At 66.2% G+C, this 19,103-nt stretch carries 17 protein-coding genes and 1 tRNA gene; 7 read left to right on the top strand and 11 right to left on the bottom strand.

Annotated features, from left to right (window positions below):
- Positions 1-244 precede the first annotated feature (244 nt).
- Entirely contained in the window at positions 245-592 is a 348-nt protein-coding gene (locus ACYQ26_RS10235; RefSeq protein WP_459808792.1) for a hypothetical protein, read from the top strand.
- Between the two features lie 416 nt (positions 593-1,008).
- Positions 1,009-1,593 carry a hypothetical protein gene (locus ACYQ26_RS10230; RefSeq protein ID WP_459808791.1) on the top strand — a complete coding sequence of 195 codons (585 nt, stop codon included), beginning with the start codon at positions 1,009-1,011 and terminating at the stop codon, positions 1,591-1,593.
- A 686-nt stretch (positions 1,594-2,279) separates the two neighbouring features.
- Here ACYQ26_RS10230 and ACYQ26_RS10225 read toward each other — a convergent pair.
- The 7 genes from ACYQ26_RS10225 to ACYQ26_RS10195 form a co-directional block, all read right to left on the bottom strand.
- Positions 2,280-2,732 (bottom strand): universal stress protein, encoded by a 453-nt coding sequence (locus tag ACYQ26_RS10225; RefSeq protein ID WP_459808790.1) that lies wholly within the window; start codon positions 2,730-2,732, stop codon positions 2,280-2,282.
- A 4-nt stretch (positions 2,733-2,736) separates the two neighbouring features.
- Positions 2,737-4,428 (bottom strand): VC_2705 family sodium/solute symporter, encoded by a 1,692-nt coding sequence (locus ACYQ26_RS10220; protein WP_459808789.1) that lies wholly within the window; start codon positions 4,426-4,428, stop codon positions 2,737-2,739.
- The gene (locus ACYQ26_RS10215; protein ID WP_459808788.1) at positions 4,425-4,889 is read right to left on the bottom strand and encodes a DUF4212 domain-containing protein; all 465 of its coding nucleotides are present in this window, start codon (positions 4,887-4,889) and stop codon (positions 4,425-4,427) included. Before ACYQ26_RS10215 ends, ACYQ26_RS10220 begins: the two co-directional genes overlap by 4 nt.
- Before the next feature lie 58 nt (positions 4,890-4,947).
- Positions 4,948-6,924 (bottom strand): acetate--CoA ligase, encoded by a 1,977-nt coding sequence (gene acs / locus ACYQ26_RS10210; RefSeq protein WP_459808787.1) that lies wholly within the window; start codon positions 6,922-6,924, stop codon positions 4,948-4,950.
- A gap of 317 nt (positions 6,925-7,241) precedes the next feature.
- The gene (locus ACYQ26_RS10205) at positions 7,242-9,557 is read right to left on the bottom strand and encodes a bacterio-opsin activator domain-containing protein (RefSeq protein ID WP_459808786.1); all 2,316 of its coding nucleotides are present in this window, start codon (positions 9,555-9,557) and stop codon (positions 7,242-7,244) included.
- Positions 9,558-9,701: 144 nt separating this feature from the next.
- On the bottom strand, positions 9,702-11,678 hold the full coding sequence (gene acs / locus ACYQ26_RS10200; RefSeq protein WP_459808785.1) for an acetate--CoA ligase: 1,977 nt from the start codon (positions 11,676-11,678) through the stop codon (positions 9,702-9,704).
- 240 nt (positions 11,679-11,918) lie between these two features.
- A complete protein-coding gene (locus ACYQ26_RS10195) occupies positions 11,919-12,416 on the bottom strand; it encodes a universal stress protein (protein WP_459808784.1) in 498 nt (165 codons plus the stop codon).
- 180 nt (positions 12,417-12,596) lie between these two features.
- Here ACYQ26_RS10195 and ACYQ26_RS10190 point away from each other — a divergent pair, with 180 nt between their 5' ends.
- Positions 12,597-13,016, top strand: coding sequence for a GlcG/HbpS family heme-binding protein (locus ACYQ26_RS10190; protein WP_459808783.1), 420 nt, complete (start codon positions 12,597-12,599; stop codon positions 13,014-13,016).
- A 339-nt stretch (positions 13,017-13,355) separates the two neighbouring features.
- On the opposite strand, the gene ACYQ26_RS10185 is transcribed toward ACYQ26_RS10190, so the two are convergent.
- Both ACYQ26_RS10185 and ACYQ26_RS10180 read right to left on the bottom strand, forming a co-directional pair.
- Positions 13,356-13,440 (bottom strand) — tRNA-Leu (locus ACYQ26_RS10185).
- 58 nt (positions 13,441-13,498) lie between these two features.
- The gene (locus tag ACYQ26_RS10180) at positions 13,499-13,672 is read right to left on the bottom strand and encodes a hypothetical protein (protein WP_006674019.1); all 174 of its coding nucleotides are present in this window, start codon (positions 13,670-13,672) and stop codon (positions 13,499-13,501) included.
- 470 nt (positions 13,673-14,142) lie between these two features.
- Here ACYQ26_RS10180 and ACYQ26_RS10175 point away from each other — a divergent pair, with 470 nt between their 5' ends.
- The gene (locus ACYQ26_RS10175; protein WP_459808782.1) at positions 14,143-14,451 is read left to right on the top strand and encodes a cyclin family protein; all 309 of its coding nucleotides are present in this window, start codon (positions 14,143-14,145) and stop codon (positions 14,449-14,451) included.
- A 247-nt stretch (positions 14,452-14,698) separates the two neighbouring features.
- Here ACYQ26_RS10175 and ACYQ26_RS10170 read toward each other — a convergent pair whose 3' ends face one another.
- The gene (locus ACYQ26_RS10170) at positions 14,699-15,379 is read right to left on the bottom strand and encodes a DJ-1/PfpI family protein (protein ID WP_459808781.1); all 681 of its coding nucleotides are present in this window, start codon (positions 15,377-15,379) and stop codon (positions 14,699-14,701) included.
- A gap of 152 nt (positions 15,380-15,531) precedes the next feature.
- Between ACYQ26_RS10170 and ACYQ26_RS10165 the strand changes: the two genes are divergently transcribed.
- The gene (locus tag ACYQ26_RS10165; protein WP_459808780.1) at positions 15,532-16,005 is read left to right on the top strand and encodes an Hsp20/alpha crystallin family protein; all 474 of its coding nucleotides are present in this window, start codon (positions 15,532-15,534) and stop codon (positions 16,003-16,005) included.
- Between the two features lie 69 nt (positions 16,006-16,074).
- Here the strand turns inward: ACYQ26_RS10165 and ACYQ26_RS10160 are convergent, their stop codons facing one another.
- Entirely contained in the window at positions 16,075-17,079 is a 1,005-nt protein-coding gene (locus ACYQ26_RS10160) for a DHH family phosphoesterase (protein WP_459808779.1), read from the bottom strand.
- Positions 17,080-17,396: 317 nt separating this feature from the next.
- Here ACYQ26_RS10160 and nirK point away from each other — a divergent pair, with 317 nt between their 5' ends.
- Complete coding sequence (nirK, locus tag ACYQ26_RS10155; RefSeq protein WP_459808778.1) at positions 17,397-18,494, top strand: copper-containing nitrite reductase; 1,098 nt, start codon at positions 17,397-17,399, stop codon at positions 18,492-18,494.
- 151 nt (positions 18,495-18,645) lie between these two features.
- On the top strand, positions 18,646-19,086 hold the full coding sequence (locus tag ACYQ26_RS10150) for a helix-turn-helix domain-containing protein (protein ID WP_459808777.1): 441 nt from the start codon (positions 18,646-18,648) through the stop codon (positions 19,084-19,086).
- The last annotated feature ends 17 nt before the right edge of the window (positions 19,087-19,103 follow it).

Raw genomic sequence — 19,103 nt, 5'->3', positions numbered from 1 at the left:
GAACTACGAATTTGGTACGTACTCTGCATTCAGCATGAGCGTGCTACATCACCGATATGGAACACCAGAAGGTCAGACTTGAGCACTAGTAATGCCGTTTTTCATGGATTGATTACTGTCATCGCTTTTCTTATCGATGAAACTATAGCCCGATCGATATTCATCGTCGCCATTCCTATGAAACGGTTTCTGGCGTTTATTCACCGACACCTGCTCAGCATCTCTCGCAGGAGGGACGAGACTTATGACAGCTAACATTCAGCAAGCAAGTCAGGCGCTCGCATTCAGTTACGACTATCACCCGGGACGGCCGTTCCAAGTTCTTGTCAATCTCCAGCAAGAGGTCGTCGACATCGTCCTCGGGCAGCAGATCCAAGGACAACCAGTGGTCAGCGATACCGCCGACTTCAACGCCTACATCGCCAACTACCAGGGAGCACAAGCCACTGGCCCCGGTGAGTACTTCCTCATCTTCACGCAGGAGTCTGAACTCCAGCCGGGCCAGACGTACACGTTCCAGACCGGCGCCTCGTTCTTCGCCGGCCAGTTCAACCTGCTCGAAGTCGGTCTGTCAGCCAGCGGCGGTAACTGATCAGGGAGGTCGCTACTGACGACGGGCGAATTAGTTCACAACCGACCCGGATCGTAGCCCATCTATTTTTCGACGGAGGGCGGTGATGGTCGCAGCATGGCTCGCTACTCTAATCTAATCCCAGGTGCACTGGTAAACAGTGATCACCGCTGATCGGCCGACACGCTCCCGAATGAGGTTTCCAGCAGAGAAACCGAGGGAGAGTAAAAGTCTGTGACGCAGACGATAGTCGTTTGTTACGCCCTTCAGTACTCTCCTTCTCAGCGAAACAGTGTCGGAACATCAATCAGGTCTGAAATTACTTCAGAAACAGTATCGACACCGGTCACCAGTATCGCCATTCCCATGAAACGGTTTCCGGTGTTTATCCGGATTCCACCTCGAGAGATGGATGCCCATTCGGGCAGTGAGAGACGATGACTGATGCTGATAACCTTCTCGAAGCGTTGACCGACGAATCGCGTCGATCATTCATGAAGAAAGGGGCAGCCACGACTGGCGGCCTCGCGCTCGTCGGCAGTATGACCGCGGCGACCACGACCGCCCAGCAACAGGCCGACAGTGCATACATATTCAGCTACGACTACCATCCGGGACGGCCGTTCCAAGTTCTTGTCAATCTCCAGCAAGAGGTCGTCGACGTCATCCTCGGACAGCAGGTCCAAGGGCAACCAGTGATCAGCGATACCGCCGACTTCAACGCCTACATCGCCAACTACCAGGGAGCACAGACCACCGGTCCCGGCGAGTACTTCCTCGTCTTCACGCAGGAGGCCGGCCTCCAGCCGGGCCAGATGTACACGTTCCAGACCGGTGCCTCGTTCTTCGCCGGCCAGTTCAACCTGCTCGAAGTCGGTCTGTCGGCCGGCGCCGGTGGCGGCGGTGGTGGTGGTGGTGGTAATCAAACCGTCGACAGCGGTGGAAATCAGACCACCGGCAGCGCTAACCAAACTGACGGCGGGGCTGGCGATACTGGTGAAGCCGGCGGCGACGATACGTGATCCACCGGCAGTACGTCCCTAATCGCTCTACGACGAGCGGCGACCGCGATGGAGAGGGACAGAAACAAACAGAGTCGTCGTGCTGAATTCTTCTTCTGTATTTAGCACGCCGCTCTTGACAGCAGTTTGGTAGGTTTATTAGATCCTGCTGAATACAGAGCCCGAATCGCGCACGGTCGCAGTTTGAGCGCGTTGGTGCCGAAATCGATCACTACAGGAGGTGTACGTACTACTGCACGCAGAGTCACAATGAGCAAGCACAATTCCCTTTCCACTTCCCTCCCTACTGGAGTGTATGGATTGGGAAGGATACTGGAGTGCAATCGGAGTCAGCGGAGCACTGATTATCGGGGTACTGCTTTTCCTCTTTCCGGAACCCCTCACTTCGTTTCTCGGGATTATTCTCATCCTCGTCGCGGCATTGATCTGGTTGGCCGGGTGGTATCGAGAACGAAGCGAGCCAGAGGAGACGTACTGAAAAGCGGTTCAGCGATCCATACGCAAACCTACTGAACGGCTGATTCAGTAGAGTGGTCGTAAAACAAACGAGATCATCGCGCTGAACGCATTCGCTGTATGTAGCGCGCTATTCCGAGCAACTTCCGAATATCTAAACAAAGCTTCCGATACCGTCGGTATCGCTCGGTAGTGTCCAACAAAAACGTCGTCTCGAGCCGCGACGCGGCTCAGTCCTTGTCGATGACGAGGACCGGCACGCGGACCGACCGGAGCGTACGCTCGGTAACGCTCCCGAGCAGCGCCCGGCGGACGCCGGTGCGCCCGTGCGATCCCATGACGACGAGGTCGATCCCGTTATCGTCGACGTAGTCGGCGATCTGGGAGTGGGGTCGTCCCGCCGAGATGTGCTCGACGGTATCGAGTCCCCGTTCGGCCGCGCGATCAGCGACGTAGCCGGTGGCGCGCTCGGCGCGCTCGCGGACCTCGTCCATCTCGCCGAAGCGTCCCTGCTCGATGCGATCGAGCTGTTCTCCGCCGAGGGTGAGGCTCATCGAGTCGGTATCGACCACGTACAGTGCGTGGAGCCCGGCTTCGTATTTCTCGGCGAGGTCTATCGCGTGGTCGACCGCCGCCTCGGACGTCTCACTGCCGTCAGTCGGAACGAGTATTTTCTCGTACATGGGCTCAGTCGTCCGCGGGGGTCTCGCCCCCGTCGGTCACGACGTCTTCGGCGGTCTGTTGCTGCGCCATCGGTTCCGGGCTGTGACACTGGCGGACGATCCGCTTGGTCTCCATGTCCGGTTCGTCGGTCACCAGCGAGACCGCGATGGTGACGACGAAGACGATCGGTAGCGTGATCAGCGCGGAGCCGATGGCCGGCATCCACTGGGCCAGCCCGGCCGACAGTGGCGCCTCGAGTCCCGAGACGTAGTTCGGGACGATCTCGTTGATCATCGGGATCGACCACAGCACCAGTCCGGTGGTCATGCCGGCGAGCGCGCCCTGGCGGTTGGCGTTCTCCCACCACATCCCGATGAAGAACATCGGGAACAGCACGGAGCCGGCCAGCGAGAACGCGTAGCCGACTAGCGCGGCGATCGACGATGCGGGGTCGAGCGCGGCCAGCGTGGTCAGCGCGCCAAGCGCGACGATCGAGAGGCGGCCGACGAGGATCTGCTGGCGCTGCGTCGCGTCCTCGTTGATGATGTTCGTGTAGATGTCGTGGCTGATCGCCGAGGAGCCGGCGATGAACAGTCCGGCGACCGTCGCGATCGCCGCCGCGATACCGCCCGCGGCGACGAAGCCGACGAACCACTGGGGCAGTTCCGCCAGCTGGGCCGCCAGCACGACGATGACCTCGCTGGCCGCGCTGGCCATGCCGGGATCACCGTACGTCGGGCGGACGTTCGTGCTGTACAGGTCGGTCCCGAACGCCGCGAACGCCGGCGCGCTCCAGTAGAGGATGCAGATGAAGAACAGCCCCCAGACCGTCGACCAGCGGGCCGTTCGTTCGCTCTCGACCGTGTAGAACCGCACCAGCACGTGCGGGAGGCCGCAGGTGCCGACGATCAGCGAGAACGTGGTCGCGACCCACAGGTAGTAACTCGAGGTCGCGAACGGTTCGCTGAACTCGCTACCGAGGTCGTCGATCAGCATGCCGTACTCGAGCTGGGGCAGGATCGTCGAGTACCCCTGCGTCCAGCCGACGGCGTACAGGCCGGCTACGAACGCCACGATGAGGATCGTGTACTGGACCGCCTGGTTCTTCGTCGCGCCGAGCATCCCCGAGAGGGTCAGGTAGCCGACGGTGATCGCCATCATGGCGACGACCATCACCTGGTAGCCGTCCAGTCCGGGGATGAGGCCGCCGTAGTCGCCGAAGACGTACAGGCCGACCAGCGCCATCCCCTTCGCCTGCCCGATGGCGTAGACGAAGCCGATGAGGAACGTCGTGATCGCCGCGATGGCGCGCGCGCTGTCGGAGTTGAAGCGGTCGCCGACGAAGTCGGGCGCCGTGTACTTCCCGAACCGGCGCAGCTGCGCGGCCATGAAGATGAGCAGGATGAAGTATCCCGTCGTCCAGCCGACGACGAAGACTAGCCCGTAGAAGCCGGCCAGCGCGATCGAGGCCGCCATGCCGAGGTAGGACGCCGCCGACATCCAGTTAGCGCCGATCGCCATCCCGTTCTCGACGTTCCCGATCGAGCGGCCGGCGACCCACATGTTCTCGGTGTCGGCCACGCGGAAGACGAACCCGATCGCGAGGAACAGCCCGAGCATCCCGACGACCAGGATGGCCGGAAGCAGCTTGAACGAGATGTTGAGCGACTCCGGCAGGAGGCTCTCCTGCAGCGGAACGGCCAGCGCTCCCGTCATTCGTCGGCACCTCCGTCGGCGGCCGTCGCACCGCCGCCTCGCTCGGTCGTTTCGACGGTCGCGTCGTGATCGATGCCGTACTTCTCATCGAGCGCGTCACGCTTGTGCGAGTACCAGAACGACAGGATCAGCGCGCTGGTCGGCGCGCCGATCGCGACCAGGAAGTAGTGCAGCGGGAAGCCGAGTACCGGCATCTGGGTCGTCATCACGTCGGTCGCCAGGTACGTCAGCGTCACCGGCCCCCAGACGGCGAGTACCCAGATGATAAAGCCCGTCCAGACGATACGCAGGTGATCGCGCATGAACGGCGTGCTCGGCTTGAGCAGGTTGACCTCCTGACTGAGGTAGTCGGTGTTTCGATGGGCCTGGCCGTGACTGGCCACCCCGCCGTCCGTCTCGAGGTCGCGAGACCTCTCCGGACGGCCGTCTTCCGTCTCGTTACGTGAGTTATTATCTGACATAGTATCGTTCGTGAACCGTCTTCTCGCGTATGTTATTAATAATTAATGGGAGATGGTGTCAGTCCTCGGCGACCTGCTCCTTGATGTCGTCGACGACTTCGGGGTTTCGCAGCGTCGAGGTGTTACCGAGTTCGTTGCCGCTGGCGATGTCCTCGAGCAGGCGGCGCATGATCTTGCCCGACCGGGTCTTGGGCAGTTCGGGCGTGAAGATCACTTCCTCGGGACGGGCGATCGGGCCGATGGCGTCGACGACGCTCTCGACGACCTGCTCCTGGAGGTCCTCGTTCCCTTCGTAGCCGTCCTCGGGGATGGCGTAGACGTACACCGCCTCGCCCTTGACGTCGTGGTCGCCGCCGACGACGGCAGCTTCCGCGACGCCTTCGACGCCGACGACGGCCGACTCGATCTCCATGGTGCCGAGGCGGTGGCCGGAGACGTTGATCACGTCGTCGACGCGGCCGAGGATCGTGATGTAGCCGTCGTCGTCGATCTTCGCGCCGTCCTCGGGGAAGTAGACCCACTCGTCGGCTTCCTCGTCGGAGTACTCGTCCCAGTACTCCTCGATGAACCGCTCGTCGTTGTTATAGAGCGTCCGGAGCATCCCGGGCCACGGTTTGTCGACCGTGACGTAGCCCGCTTTGCCGGCGTCGACTTCCTCGCCCTCGGCGTCGACGACCTTGGCGCTGATACCCGGCAGCGGCGGGCCGGCCGAGCCGGGTTTCATGGTGTTGATCGCCGGCAGCGTCGTGATCATCATGCCCCCGGTCTCGGTCTGCCACCAGGTGTCGACGATCGGGCACTCCTCGTTGCCGATGTGCTTGTAGTACCACTTCCACGCCCGCGGGTTGATCGGCTCGCCGACCGTCCCCAGCAGGCGCAGCGAGGACAGATCGTGTTTCTCGGGGTACTCGGCGCCCCACTTCATGAACGCGCGGATCGCCGTCGGCGCCGTGTAGAAGACGTCCACGCGGTTCTTCTCGACGATCTCCCACAGGCGGTCCTTGTCGGGGTAATCCGGCGTCCCCTCGTACATCACCGTCGTCGTCCCCAGCGCGAGCGGCCCGTAGACGATGTAGGAGTGACCCGTAATCCAGCCGATGTCGGCCGAACACCAGTAGGTGTCCTCCGGCTTGAGGTCCAGCACCGAATGGCTCGTCCAGGCCGTGTACGCGAGGTAGCCGCCGGTCGTGTGCTTGACGCCCTTCGGCTTGCCCGTGGTCCCCGAGGTGTACATGAGGAACAGCATGTCCTCGGCGTCCCGGGAGACCGGTTCGACCGACGCCCCTTCGTGTTCCTCGACCAGTTCGTCGTAGTCGTGCTGGTTCTCGCCCAGCGAGTGGCTGAGCGCGTCGCCCAGTCGGTCGACGACCACGACGTCGGAGACCTCGTGCTCGACGCCCTCGAGGCCCTCGTTGGCCTTCGAGATGTGATCGAGGGCGTCGCCGCGGCGGTAGTAGCCGTCACAGGTGACCAGGTACTCGCTGTCCGCCGAGTTCATCCGGGTCGCGAGCGCGTCCGCGGAGAAGCCGGCGAAGACGACGCTGTGGGGTGCGCCGATGCGGGCGCAGGCCAGCATCGCGACCGGCAGCTCCGGGATCATCGGCATGTAGAGGGTGACGACGTCGTCCTCCTCGACGCCGAGATCCCGCAGCGTCGCGGCGAACGCTTCGACCTCGTTGAGCAGTTCGCCGTAGGTGTAGGTGCGCGTCTCGCCGAGTTCGCCCTCCCACTTGATCGCCGCGCGGTTCTTCGCGCCGTCCTCTACGTGGCGATCCAGGCAGTTGTAGGAGGCGTTGAGCTCCCCGCCCGTGAACCACTCGTAGAAGGGAGCGTCGCCGTCCTCGAGGACGGTGTCGTACTCTTCCTCCCACGAGAGGAGGTCGGCCGCGCGCTCCCAACACTCCGGCCAGTTCTCCTCGAACTCATCGTAGATCGACGGATCCGACACGTTCGCCTGCTCGACGAACGACTCGGGAGGGTCGAACGCCTCTTGCTCCTCGAGTCGCGCCTCGAGACTGACTTCCTCCTGTGACATGGTACAACACAATCAATGCACAACCATGATAGTAAAAGGCGCCTCTAGTTGTGCAAAATCGATCGCCGCTCGAGCGGAGCCGGAGCGGTAATTCCGTCACGCCAACGTTCGAAACAATCGATCGAAGTGATACGAACCCCCGAACGGACGGCCGGCGCGTCTCGAGCAGTGCCGGAGTTCGGACCGCGTAAGGCGGTTCGGACCCCCGATTCGACGTCCACTCTAGAGGGTTAGTATCGGATTATAGATAGTAGGGACGTTCTAGTTACATAGCGTCGGTCGGGAACGACGGGCCGCCGGGGCGGCTCGCCGGGTCGTCACTCGGCGTCGGACTCCGTGCGCCCGTCCCCATCCTGCCGATCCCGCTCGTCGGACGGGCCGTCGAAGAAGGTCCGCAGCAGTTCGTGCTGGGCCTTCCGGAGGTGGTTGTGCAGCGTCGGCGAGGAGACGCCCATCGCGTCGGCGATCTCCTCGGCCGTGCTCTCGCGGGGCCAGTCGTAGTACCCCCCGAAGTACGCCGCCCGCAGCGTCGCCTCCTGCCGGTCGGTCAGCCGATCCTCGAGGCCCTCCCGGAACTGGCGGGCGGTCTGGACCGTGCGCTCGGCCTCGCGCTTGCCGACCAGTTCGCTGTCCGGGTACGTCGCTCGGAGTCCATCGAGGATCGTCCGGAGGTCGGCGTCGGCCGCGCATTCGCCGGTGATCGTCGCCTCGCCGTCCTCGACGACCGCCTCGCGAACGGTCACGCCGTACTCGGTGAGCGTCAGCGTCGGCGCTGATCCCTCGACGACGAACTCGAGGCGGCCGCCGTCGGCCTCGGTCTCGACCAGTCGCCAGTCCGCGATCCCCGGGTCGGCCTCGGCCAGTTCGAAGACGTCGGCGGGCGAGGCGCCTTCGAGGTCCAGGTAGTAGAGGTGCGTCGACTCCGAGACGGGGACCAGCGAGTCGAGTTCGAATCGGCAGCCGAGCCGCCGCGAGGCGTCGACGAAGAACGAGCGGTCGTCCCGACAGGCGATCTCGAGTTCGACGACGCGGTCGGACAGCAGCAGGTTCCGGCGCCGAACGGCGGTGACGACGTAGCCGACCAGCCGGCCGATCGTCTCGAGCCACGCGCGTTCGGCCTCGTCGAACGCGTCCGGGCGCTCGGTCGCGACCGCGAGCGTCCCGTAGACGGTGTCGCCGTACGCGAGCGGAACGCGGGCGATCGCGCCGTCGAACGTCCCCTCCTCCAGGTCCGCGCTGACGTCGGTCGTCACCGTTACCTCGGGGGTCGATTCGGCGCCGGTCTCGTCCGGCCCGGCGTCCGGCGGCGGGAGCTCGGCGTCGGTCCTCGCGGGCTCGAGCGAGCCGTCCGCCCCGCTTTGCTCGCCGCCCTCCGGCCGCTCGTCCGAGAGCAGTCGGTCGACCTCGGCGGACGTGATGCCGCTCGAGACGCGCCACTCCCGATCCCGCGCGTCGGCGACCGTCGGCCGATCGATCCAGGCGAACTCGTAGGCGCGCCCGTCGGCGAGCGTCTCGCAGGTCGTCGTCTCGACCGTCTCGTGGTCGGTTGCGTCCAGCAACGCCTGCGTCAGGTCGCGGTGCCGGCGGGCGATCGCCGCGCGGCGCTCGAGGGCGTCGCGCTCCGAGCGAACGGACTCGAGTTCCTCGTGGTGGGCCGAGATGTCGCGGAAGAAGACGGCGAATCCGCGGTGGCGGCCGCGGTCGTCCCGCAGCGGCGTGATCACCTCGGTCGCGCGGAACCGGGTGCCGTCCTTGTGGACCCGCCAGCCGTCGTCCTCGTAGCCCGACTCCTCGAGGGCGGCCGACAGCGCCCGCTCGGGGACGCCCTCCTCGACGGCCTCGTCGGGGTAGAACGTCGAGACGTGCGTGCCGACGATCTCGCCGGCCCGGTAGCCGAACATCGCGGCGGCGCTGCGGTTCCAGCGCTCGACGTAGCCGTCTTCGTCCAGCCGAACGAGCGCGTACCGGTCGCTCGCGGCCAGCAATAGTCGGATGACGCTATCGTCGCCGATAACGGGGCCGGCGCCGGACTCGGTGCGGCCGTCGCGCGGCTCCGACGGGCGCTCGACGGCTTCGAAGGCGTCGACCAGCTCCGCCTCCGTCGGCTCGGCGAGGTACGGCTCGAGCGCCTCGAAGCTGCGCCAGCCGCCGGCGGCCTTGACTGCGCGGGGGTTGACGTCGTGATCGACCAGCGCGCGTCGGGCGAAATACCGCCGCAGATCGCTCGAGGAGACGTCCTCAAGGGCGGGATCGTCGACCAGATCGCTCGCCCGGTCGGCGACCTCCGAGACGAGCATCTGGAGGCGTCGCGGCGTGACCGAGAAGATCCGATCGTCGGTCGAGAGGCCGTTACTCCGGGCGTATCGGCGGAGCTCGCGCTCAACGTGGGTCGGCAGGTAGGCGGCGCGGCGGTCGCGGTCGTCGACCGCGGGCACGCGCACGAGGTACCGCGGTGGGTCGATCCGCACCTGCTCGACGTCCTCGACCGTGAGCCGGGCCACCTCCGCGGGGCGGAGACCGACGTCGCCGCAGAGCCGAACGACGAGCGCCTCCCGGTACGTCTCGGCGGCGTCGAGCAGCGCCTCGTACTGCCGCCGGGAGAGCACCGGCGAGTCGGTCTCCGACTGACTCATGTTTCGCCGTTTCTGGCGTCCCGAACATAACCCTGTCGTCTCTACGCGGCGGTATCGCCGTCCTATCGAAAAAAGTGTTGCCGTGAAACCATCTCATGTTTCGCTTCAGTTGGATAAGCGAAACGGGCCAGAACTCGATCGTCGTTACTCGGTGCCGCTCTCGGCTTGAATCTCGCCGACGATCTCCGGATTCCGGAGGGAACTCGTGTCGCCGAGATCCTCCCCGTTCGCGATGTCCTCGAGCAGGCGGCGCATGATCTTTCCCGACCGGGTCTTGGGCAGTTCGGGCGTGAACACGATCTCGCTCGGCTTCGCGATCGGGCCGATCGTCGACTCGATGTTGGCGACGATCCGCCGGCGGATCGCCGCGTCCGGGTCGTGGCCGCCCGCCGTGCTCACGTAGGCGTAGATTTCGGTGCCGGTCGCGTCGCTCGAGCGGCCGACGACGGCGGCCTCGGCGACGCCGTCGACATCGGTGATCGCGCTCTCGATCTCCATCGTGCTCAGGCGCCGTCCGGAGACGTTGATGACGTCGTCGACGCGGCCGAGCACCGTGACGTAGCCGTCCTCGTCGATCGCCGCGGCGTCGCCGCTGAAGTAGACCCACTCGTCCGCGTCGGGGTCGGAGAACCGGTCCCAGTACTCCGACCGGTAGCGATCGTCGCCGTCGTACAGCGTCCGCGCCATCCCCGGCCACGGGCGGCCGATGGTGAGGTAGCCGGCCTGTCCGGGTTCGACCGGCTCCCCGGACTCGTCGACGACCGCGACGTCGATCCCCGGGAGCCCGGGGCCGGCCGCGCCGGGTTTCATCTCGTCGATCCCCGGCAGCGTCGAGACGATCACCGCGCCGGTCTCGGTCTGCCACCAGGTGTCGACGACCGGGCACTCGCCGCGGCCGATGTGCTCGCGGTACCAGTTCCACGGCCGGGGACTGATCGGTTCCCCGACCGTCCCGAGCAACCGCAGCGAGGAGAGGTCATGCCGCTCGGGGTAGTCCGCGCCCCATTTCATGAACGCGCGGATCGCCGTCGGCGCCGTGTAGAAGACGTCGACGGCGTTCCGATCGACGATCTTCCACAGGCGGTCGCGGTCGGGGTAGTCGGGGGTGCCCTCGTACATCACCGTCGTCGTGCCCAGCGCGAGCGGCCCGTAGACGATGTAGGAGTGGCCGGTGATCCAGCCGATGTCGGCCGCGCACCAGTAGGTGTCCTCGGGCGTGACGTCGAGGACGGCGTGGCTCGTCCACGCGACGTGCGCGAGGTAGCCGCCGGTCGTGTGGACGACGCCCTTCGGCTCGCCGGTCGTCCCCGAGGTGTACATCAGGAACAGCATGTCCTCGGCGTCTCGAGAGACCGGGTCGACGGTTTCGCCGGCGTACTCCCGGCAGAGGTCGTGGTAGTCCCGCTCGTCGTCGCCGAGCACGTGGGGCAGGTCGTCCCCGAGGCGGTCGACGACCACCGTTTCGACGTCCCGCTCGACCGAGAGGCGCGCGTTGTCGGCCTTGCTCTTCTGGTTGAAGGCGTCGCCCCGGCGGTAGTAGCCGTCGCAGGTGATCAGGTACTCGCTCTCGGCGGCGTCCATCCGCGTCGCCAGCGCGTCGGCCGAGAGGCCGGCGAAGACGACGCTGTGGGGCGCGCCGATGCGGGCGCAGGCCAGCATCGCGATCGGCAACTCGGGGATCATCGGCAGGTAGATCGTCACCACGTCGTCCTCGCCGACGCCCAACCCGCGCAGCGCCGCGGCGAACTCGTTGACCTCGACGTACAGGTCCCGGTAGGTGTAGGTCTCGCGCTCGCCGTGTTTCCCCTCCCAGCGGATCGCGACGTGGTTCTTCCGCCCCGCCTCGAGGTGGCGGTCGACGCAGTTGTAGGCGGCGTTGAGGCGGCCGCCGGCGAACCACTCGTAGAAGGGGGCGTCGCCGTCCTCGAGAACCGTGTCGTACTCGCGGTCCCACGAGAGGAGGTCGGCCGCCCGCTCCCAGCAGTCGGGCCAGTTCTCCTCGAACTCCTCGTAGATGTGCTCGTCCGTGACGTTCGCCTGGTCGGCGAACCAGTCGGGAGGGCTCCGGGACGATCCGGTCGGGACGGGCCGATCCCGTCCCCACCCGTTCCGATCGACCATGTATCGTTCGAATCGAGGTCGGTCAGCGGAATAAACGTTCCTCCGAAACGATCTACTTTCGCGGTGACGACGGGTGCGTCGTCAGCGGTCGACGATCGGGAACTAACCGCCGATTACGGTCGCCGCGTTATCCGTCGACCGCGCTCGTCGCGATCGCTCCGCTCGAGCGACGTCGACGCCCGCGAGGATCTTGTGGTGTTCTCGTGCCTCGAAGGGCCCGTAGGCGCACGGGTCGAGACGCTACAGGTCCGACGTCGAGTCGATGTCGGAGACGTCGGCCTCGTCGACGTCGTCGTCGGGCCGGCGGACGACGTAGACGTCGTACCGCTGATCGCTCGCGACGGGACTCCCGACGCTCGACTGGGGGGCGATCACGGAGCCGGCGTTCTCCGAGCCGATGAACACCACGCTCGCCTCGATTTCGGCCGCGACGCGCCGGATCTCGCGAACGACGTTCGTCGTCGAGGTCGCCGTCGGCTCGTCCGAGCTCACGCGCGCCGTGCGGAACGACGCCTCGGGCGCGACGTTCATCGCTCGCTCTCTGATCCCGCCTTCGATCGCGTCGGGGTCGAACGGCTCCCCCTCCGTGATCCAGCCGCGTTCCCTGGCGTACTCCGGATCGTCCGGGATCACCGTCAGCGCGACCACCTCCTCGTCGAGCGCGTCGCCGAACGTCGCCGCTCGCTCGAGGGCGTCGGTCGCGAGCGGTGAGGCGTCGAACGGAACGAGCAGTGACATACGACTGTTTCCGACGACCGCGGAGGTAAATGTTCGGCTCGAACCGCCGATCGGACGAGCCGGCGGGGTCGCCGGTCCGTCCGCCGTTCGACTGCGGTTCGACCGCGGACCGACCGCGCGAGCGGGACCCCACGCACGTGACGACCCCAACCACTTCCCCGTCGGGACCCGTGATAGTCTGTGAGCGATTTCATTACCCTCGAGACGGCGAAAGCAGTGATGGACGCGGCCGAACGACGCGCTGCCGAGATCGAGAACCCGATGGTGATCGCGGTCGCGAACCCCGAAGGGAACCTCGTCGCCCAGCGCCGGATGGACGGCGCGTGGCTCGCCTCCGTCGAGATCGCCCGGAACAAGGCCTACACGGCGGCCGCCCTCGAGACGCCGACCCACGAACTCGCGAAGCCCGCCGAACCCGGCGAATCGCTGTACGGATTGCAGGAGACGGATCGGGGCCGCATCGTGATCTTCGGCGGCGGATACCCGCTCCGCCGCGACGGCGACATCGTCGGCACGATCGGCGTCAGCGGCGGCGCGGTCGAGCAGGACAGGGACGTGGCCGAGGCCGGCCGTGAGGCGTTCGACGAGCGATTTGCGTAAGTCGTCCCGGCCCGGTATCGACTCCCGATCTCCCCGGTCACCGACTCCCGCTCCGATTCCACCCGGTCACCGCGGCTGCTTCTCCGGCGGGGAGTCCGAAGCGCGAGCGCCAGCGCCGGTCCCGGACGCCGCGCTCGAGACCGGTGGGACCGTTTCCGTTCGGTCTCGGTCTCGGTCCCGGTCTCGGTCGATGCAGGCGCGATCACTGTCGCTCTCGAGATTGTTCCTGATAGGAATGCATGGGACTGGATTCGAGCCGGAGGGAACCTCACTTCGTTCGGTTCCCAGAGCTCGAACCGGTCGGTGATGCTTCTCCTCGCGGAAGTGCTCGGAGAAGCATGCGCGGGACCGGATTCGAACCGGCGGACCCCTACGGGACAGCGTCCTAAGCGCTGCGCCGTTGGCCTAGCTTGGCTACCCGCGCTCACCGACGGCTTTTGTCGAGTCGAGTAAGAAGCTGTCGATCCGCAATACGCAACGCGCTACTGATGTTTCACCGGCTCCTCCGGGGACCAATCGGGCGGAACGATGAACGTCACGTGCTCCGGATCGCGAAGCTGGTGTAACTCCGCAGCCTGTTCGGCCAGCGAACGATCGCGGTACGGCATCTCGAGGCCGCACCCGGTACAGACGAGTTTACAGGTTGGTTCCTTCATGGCGAGTGGCGGGTGGCGAACAGGCCCGACGGAGACGGGACGGTGACGCTACGCGACGCTTCGGACCCGTCGTGCTTTAGTAGTCGTCTCCTAGTGGAATCGAGCGAGAACGGCTGATTCGCCGACTCGTTACTAGCTGAACGTTGGCGGAAGTAGCACCGTCTTGCGGCGGCGAGAAACGATTCCGACCGGCGGACGATCCGCGGCGCGGGCTCGACCGCGATCGGCGTCAGTTCCGCGGAAAAAGGGTGCCGGCGGCCGAGTTTCACCGGGATTACCGGCTGTAATCGGCCGGTCCAATCCGCTGGCCGTTACTCGCTCGCCGCCGTCCCCCGTAAAAACGGTCTTTACGGCGAACCGTACGGAATCGTTTGACGAGCGAGCGACGCCTCGCCCGCTCGGCGAGCGGTCGAGCAGGCGACTCGAGCCCGCACCGCGGACTTATGCCCGTCGGGGCGATACCGCACCGTATGCACAGCGCCCGAGACCGGATCGAGTATGAGCCGTGGCTCGAGGAACTCGAGCAAGTCGCCGACCGGCTGGAGCTCTCGACCGAAGCCCGGTCGTGTGCGGTCGATCTCTTTCTGGCGGACGTTCCTGACGACGACCGCTCTAAACGGGCGATGCTGGCCGCGAGCGTCTACGCCGGGTCGCTCATCGCCGGCGAGGGGCGAACGCAGGGGGAAGTCGCCGACGCCGCCGACGTCTCTCGGCTGTCGATCCAGCAACACTGGAAGGACCGCCTCGAGACGGCGGGGCTCGAGCCGCCGGGATGGTAACGGGTAACGGGTGATGGGTCGAAACCGTTCGGAACCGTCGAGCCGAATCAAGTCGAGTCGGATATCCGTTTCGGTGTGTTTCGACGTTAACGCCCTATCGAACTCGAGTAGCGGCTCCGTTTCGGCCCGTAATCGCCCGATTCGACCGCACGAAAGACACAAAAGAGCCGTAGTTAGGGATCGGTTCGGGTGACGGACAGATCGGTCGCTCGCCACCGACCGCGGACCGCGGCGTCGCCGCGACCCGTTAGAGGCCGAGTTCCTCGAGCAGCGTCTGAGCCGCCGCGCTCGAGGACTCGGGGCCGCGGGCGGTGAGCAGGTCGCCGTCGACGGTGACGCTCGTGTCTTCGTCGAGTTCGGCGTCCCACTCGCCGCCGGCGGCTTTGACCTCGTCTTCGACCCAGTAGGGGAGCTTGCGGCCGCTGGGCATCAGGTCGTTCTCGTCGACGATGCCTTCCTCCCACTCGTTGGGGAAGCCGGTCACCTCGCGGCCGTTGACGAGGAAGGCCCCGTGGCTGTCGCGGGTGAACGCGAGGATGCCGACGGCGTGGCAGACGACCAGCGCCTTTCCGTCGTCGCCCTCGACGGCGTCCCGCAGGATCCGTCGCGCGTCGTGGTCCTGGTTGACGTCCCACTCGGTGCCGTGGCCGCCGGGGAAGACGACGGCGTCGTAGTCGTCGGCGTCGGCCTGCGCGGTCGGGATCGGATCGTTCAGTCGCTCGTCGGTCTCGTGGACCTCCTGGATGTGTTCGGCGGCTTCCTCGCCGACCTCATCGGGATCGATCGACCGCTCGTCGATCTTGGGCGGCGACCCGGAGGGCGTGGCGACCGTGATCTCGACGCCCGCCTCCGAGAGCGTCTCGAGCGGCTCGACGCATTCTTCTCCCCAGTACCCCTCCTCGCTAACGACGAACAGTGCGTCGGTCATGTGCGACCATAGGGGCAGCAGCGTTAAAACGTCCAGCCCACCCCTCGATTCTGCCGCAATCCGGGCGTACAACCTGTTCGAGACGGTGATCGTCACGTCGAGTGCGAACAGTCTTTTTCGCCGTTCACCGCGTAGAAGTGTTAGGTGATACCATGGCAGACCGATCGGACCCCTTCGACAGCATCGCGGACCTGTTCGACAGACTCTCCCGGCAGTTCGAGACGGCCGCTCGCTCGTGGGACGCCGAGATGGACGTCCGCGACGGCGGCGGGGGCCGGTTCGACTTCTCGATGAGCCAGTCGTCGACGAGCCTCGACCTCGCCGACGAGGGCGAGGCGTTCGTCGTCACCGTCGACGTCCCCGGCTACGACACCGACGACCTCGAGATTCGACTCGAGGGCGAGACGCTCTCGGTCAGGGGCGAACGCGAGCGCGAGGAAGAAGCGGGCGACGACGAGAACTACATCCGCCGCGAGCGGGCGGTGCAGTCGTTCAGCCGCCAGGTGCGGCTACCCGAACCGGTCGACGCCGACGAGGTCAGCGCGACCGTCAACAACGGGATCCTGACGGTTCGGCTGCCGAAGCGCGAACCGTCGGACGAGTCGACGTCGATCGACGTCGAGTGAGCGGAGCGGCGCTCGCAGACGTCCCTCGCCGTCGACCGCAACGGCGGGCGCCCCGACCTCGAGGCGCGGTTACCCCTCGCCGTCGAGGTTCAGCGCGTCGAAGAACCGCCGCGTCAGCCGTCCGCCGATGAACTCGAGTAACTGCTCGTCGTCGTTGGCCTCGTCGGCGAACAGCCCCAACTCGATGCGGCCGCCGGCCATGTCGTGGTGGCCGCCGACCGCGCCGAGGCCCTCGAAGCCGTCCTCGAGCGTCTCGCCCATGTGGACGCGCGGATCGATCGAGCGGCCGCTCAGCCGGATCGCGTCGTCGACGATCCCGTAGACCAGCACCGTGTCCACGCCCTCGAGGTTGAGCAGGTAGTCGGCCGCCTGCGGGAGCGCATCGGTCTCCGCGGTCTTGCCGACGCTGGCGACTAGCGACGAGCCCCGCCGTTCGCGGGTCGCGATCGCCCGCCCGATCGCGTCGATCGTCCCCGGCGAGAACGCGCTGCCGTACAGCTGCTCGAGGGTCTCGAGATCCGCGTTCGGGTAGACCGCGAGCGCGGCCTCGTACTCGCGGCGGGTCGGCTCCCGGACGAAGTCGAGCCGCTCGCGGTGGAGGGCGAACAGCAGCGCCGAGGCGAGCCGCGTCGTCGGTTCGACCTCGAGTTCCCCCAGGTACTCGACGAAAATCGTCGCGGTCGCCCCGTACTGCGTTCGGACGTCGGTAAAGCGGGCGTCGCCCGGCTCGCCCGGGTGATGGTCGACGACGATGTCCGGCGTGACGTCCGCTGGCACCTGCGTGTTCGCGCCGGGCCGAGCGTGGTCGACGAAGCCGATGCAGCCGTAGTCGTCGATCGACGCGTCCTCGACCGGCTCCAGGGAGATGTCGAGCATGTTGACGAACGCCCTGTTCTGCTGGTGGGAGATCTCGCCGCCGTAGACGATCGTCACGTCGTCGACGTCCTGCTCGACGGCGATGGCCTCGAGCGCGAGCGCGCTGGCAAGACAGTCCGGGTCGGGGTTGTCGTGACAGACGATCGCCAGCGAGTCGGCCTTCTCGAGGACGGACGCGAGCTCGGCCGCGCGGGACATACCCGGTGTACGACGACGAGACGCTTGAATCCCGCGTCGCCTCTCAGGAAGGCGATACGTGGTGTCCCGCGGAGGGGACGAGCCGGAACGGGTTCAAGCGCGCTCGAGCGCCCGCGTCTCGCCCGCCGACGGCCGATGCGAGGCGATTCGCTGCGCTCGAGCGACCGTCGCGTCGATTTATGTGTCGACTCGGAACATCTTCGGCGGCGTTCTCAGCGGGAGGCAACGGGACTGAACCCCTCAAGAACGCTTCTCACGCCGAAGAAACGCACGCTCCGATTCAATAATCGAACCAATCGATGATCCGATGTCAGACGATGACCCGACGTACCCAACCCCGCCGACGGTTCCTGCAAACGGCCGGTGCGGCGACGGCGCTGGCGGTCGCCGGCTGTCTCGGTTCTGACACGCGCAGCGACGATCGAGCGACGAGCGACGACACCGCAGCCGGTAACGAGTCGAGTTCGACGGCGGCGAAGCCCGTCGACGTCGAGCGGATCGCCCGCGACCCGACCGACGTTCCGGACCCGGTCGACTGGACCGAGCCCCGAGAACACGACGTCACGATCGCGACCGAACGGCTGACCGCCGAGATCGAACCCGGCGTTACGTTCGACTACATGACCTTCGAGGGGCGGGTGCCCGGCCCGATGCTGCGGGTCCGTCGCGGCGACCGCGTGAACCTCACCTTCGAGGTGCCGGACGACCTGAACGCGACGAATCACAACATGGACTTCCACGCGGTCTACGGACCGGGCGGCGGGGCCGACGCGACGACGATCAGTCCCGGGGACGATCCGGCCCGGATCAGTTTCACCGCCGAGTACCCGGGCGTGTTCATCTACCACTGTGCGATCCCGAACATGGACCGGCACATCAGTTCGGGCATGTTCGGCTCGATCCTCGTCGAGCCCGAGGAGGGGCTCCCCGAGGTGGACCGGGAGTTCTACCTCGGCCAGCACGAGATTTACACCGACGGCGACCTCGGCGAGAAGGGCCACCACGGCTTCGACTTCGACGACATGCTCGCCGAAGCGCCCACGTACGTCGTCTTCAACGGCCAGGCCTACGGCTTCACCGCGGACGGCGTCGGCCCGATGCACGCCGAAACCGGCGAAACCGCACGGGTGTACTTCGCCAACGGCGGGCCGAACCTGCTGAGTTCGTGGCACCCGATCGGCAACGTCTGGAGCCGCTTCTACCGCGACGGCGACCTCCTGACCGCCCCCGATCGGAACGTCGAAACGGCGCCCGTCGCCCCCGGGACGACCGCCGCGGCCGAACTGGAGTTCCCGGTCCCCGGGCCGGTCAAGATCGTCGACCACGCGCTCACGCGCGCCGCTCGTCGCGGCGCCCTGGCCGTCATCGACGTCGAGGGCGAGGAGAACCCCGAGGTCTACGACCCGAACCCGTGACCGGCGCACTTCGAAAACCGACGTACCACGGGTGATCGACGCCCGTTTCCAGCGCAGTCGGAACGATGCGAATCAAAAAGCGACGCCGCGGACGAGTATCCGATAGCGGAGTGAGCGCGAGAACCGATCGCGATCACCGCGGTGGATTCCAATGACCAGCGATACCGACGGCGACCGAATCCGCGTCACGGTGGCGCTCGCGGAGGACGACTCCATCGAGCGGCTCGTCGAGTGCGTCGACGACGTCCTCGACGCCCGCGTCGTCGACGATATCGATTCGACCGGCCGACCGCCGGTGCTTCGGATCGACGTCCGCGAGGTGACGCCGAAACAGTGGGAGGCCCTCGAGTTAGCCGACGAGTTGGGGTACTTCGACTGCCCCCGGCAAGTCGACCTCGAGGCGCTCGCGACCGAGCTTTCGATCTCGAAATCGGCCGTCTCCCAGCGGCTCCGCGCGGCCGAGTCGACGCTCGTACACGCGGTGCTGGCCGCGACTCGGGAGCCGGCGGACTCGCGGTCGGATCCAGATCTCGAGTCGGCGGCCGGCGCCGACCGCGAATCGTCGCCCGACCCGGATCCCGGAGAGCGGTAGCAGCCGGCGGCTCTCCC

The organism is Halopiger thermotolerans, from assembly GCF_054654555.1.
The sequence above is the reverse complement of the archived record's forward strand: the minus strand, read 5'-3'. Positions and strand labels throughout refer to the sequence as shown.

What these genes read in the sequence shown, in the direction of transcription:
- acs (WP_459808787.1), bottom strand. Translation starts at nt 6,924, where the DNA reads ATGTCACAGGAGGAAGTCAGTCTCGAGGCGCGACTCGAGGAGCAAGAG.
- ACYQ26_RS10175 (WP_459808782.1), top strand. Translation starts at nt 14,143, where the DNA reads ATGCACAGCGCCCGAGACCGGATCGAGTATGAGCCGTGGCTCGAGGAA.
- ACYQ26_RS10170 (WP_459808781.1), bottom strand. Translation starts at nt 15,379, where the DNA reads ATGACCGACGCACTGTTCGTCGTTAGCGAGGAGGGGTACTGGGGAGAA.
- ACYQ26_RS10160 (WP_459808779.1), bottom strand. Translation starts at nt 17,079, where the DNA reads ATGTCCCGCGCGGCCGAGCTCGCGTCCGTCCTCGAGAAGGCCGACTCG.
- ACYQ26_RS10230 (WP_459808791.1), top strand. Translation starts at nt 1,009, where the DNA reads ATGACTGATGCTGATAACCTTCTCGAAGCGTTGACCGACGAATCGCGT.
- ACYQ26_RS10165 (WP_459808780.1), top strand. Translation starts at nt 15,532, where the DNA reads ATGGCAGACCGATCGGACCCCTTCGACAGCATCGCGGACCTGTTCGAC.
- ACYQ26_RS10205 (WP_459808786.1), bottom strand. Translation starts at nt 9,557, where the DNA reads ATGAGTCAGTCGGAGACCGACTCGCCGGTGCTCTCCCGGCGGCAGTAC.
- ACYQ26_RS10225 (WP_459808790.1), bottom strand. Translation starts at nt 2,732, where the DNA reads ATGTACGAGAAAATACTCGTTCCGACTGACGGCAGTGAGACGTCCGAG.
- ACYQ26_RS10215 (WP_459808788.1), bottom strand. Translation starts at nt 4,889, where the DNA reads ATGTCAGATAATAACTCACGTAACGAGACGGAAGACGGCCGTCCGGAG.
- nirK (WP_459808778.1), top strand. Translation starts at nt 17,397, where the DNA reads ATGACCCGACGTACCCAACCCCGCCGACGGTTCCTGCAAACGGCCGGT.
- ACYQ26_RS10195 (WP_459808784.1), bottom strand. Translation starts at nt 12,416, where the DNA reads ATGTCACTGCTCGTTCCGTTCGACGCCTCACCGCTCGCGACCGACGCC.
- acs (WP_459808785.1), bottom strand. Translation starts at nt 11,678, where the DNA reads ATGGTCGATCGGAACGGGTGGGGACGGGATCGGCCCGTCCCGACCGGA.
- ACYQ26_RS10235 (WP_459808792.1), top strand. Translation starts at nt 245, where the DNA reads ATGACAGCTAACATTCAGCAAGCAAGTCAGGCGCTCGCATTCAGTTAC.
- ACYQ26_RS10220 (WP_459808789.1), bottom strand. Translation starts at nt 4,428, where the DNA reads ATGACGGGAGCGCTGGCCGTTCCGCTGCAGGAGAGCCTCCTGCCGGAG.
- ACYQ26_RS10150 (WP_459808777.1), top strand. Translation starts at nt 18,646, where the DNA reads ATGACCAGCGATACCGACGGCGACCGAATCCGCGTCACGGTGGCGCTC.
- ACYQ26_RS10180 (WP_006674019.1), bottom strand. Translation starts at nt 13,672, where the DNA reads ATGAAGGAACCAACCTGTAAACTCGTCTGTACCGGGTGCGGCCTCGAG.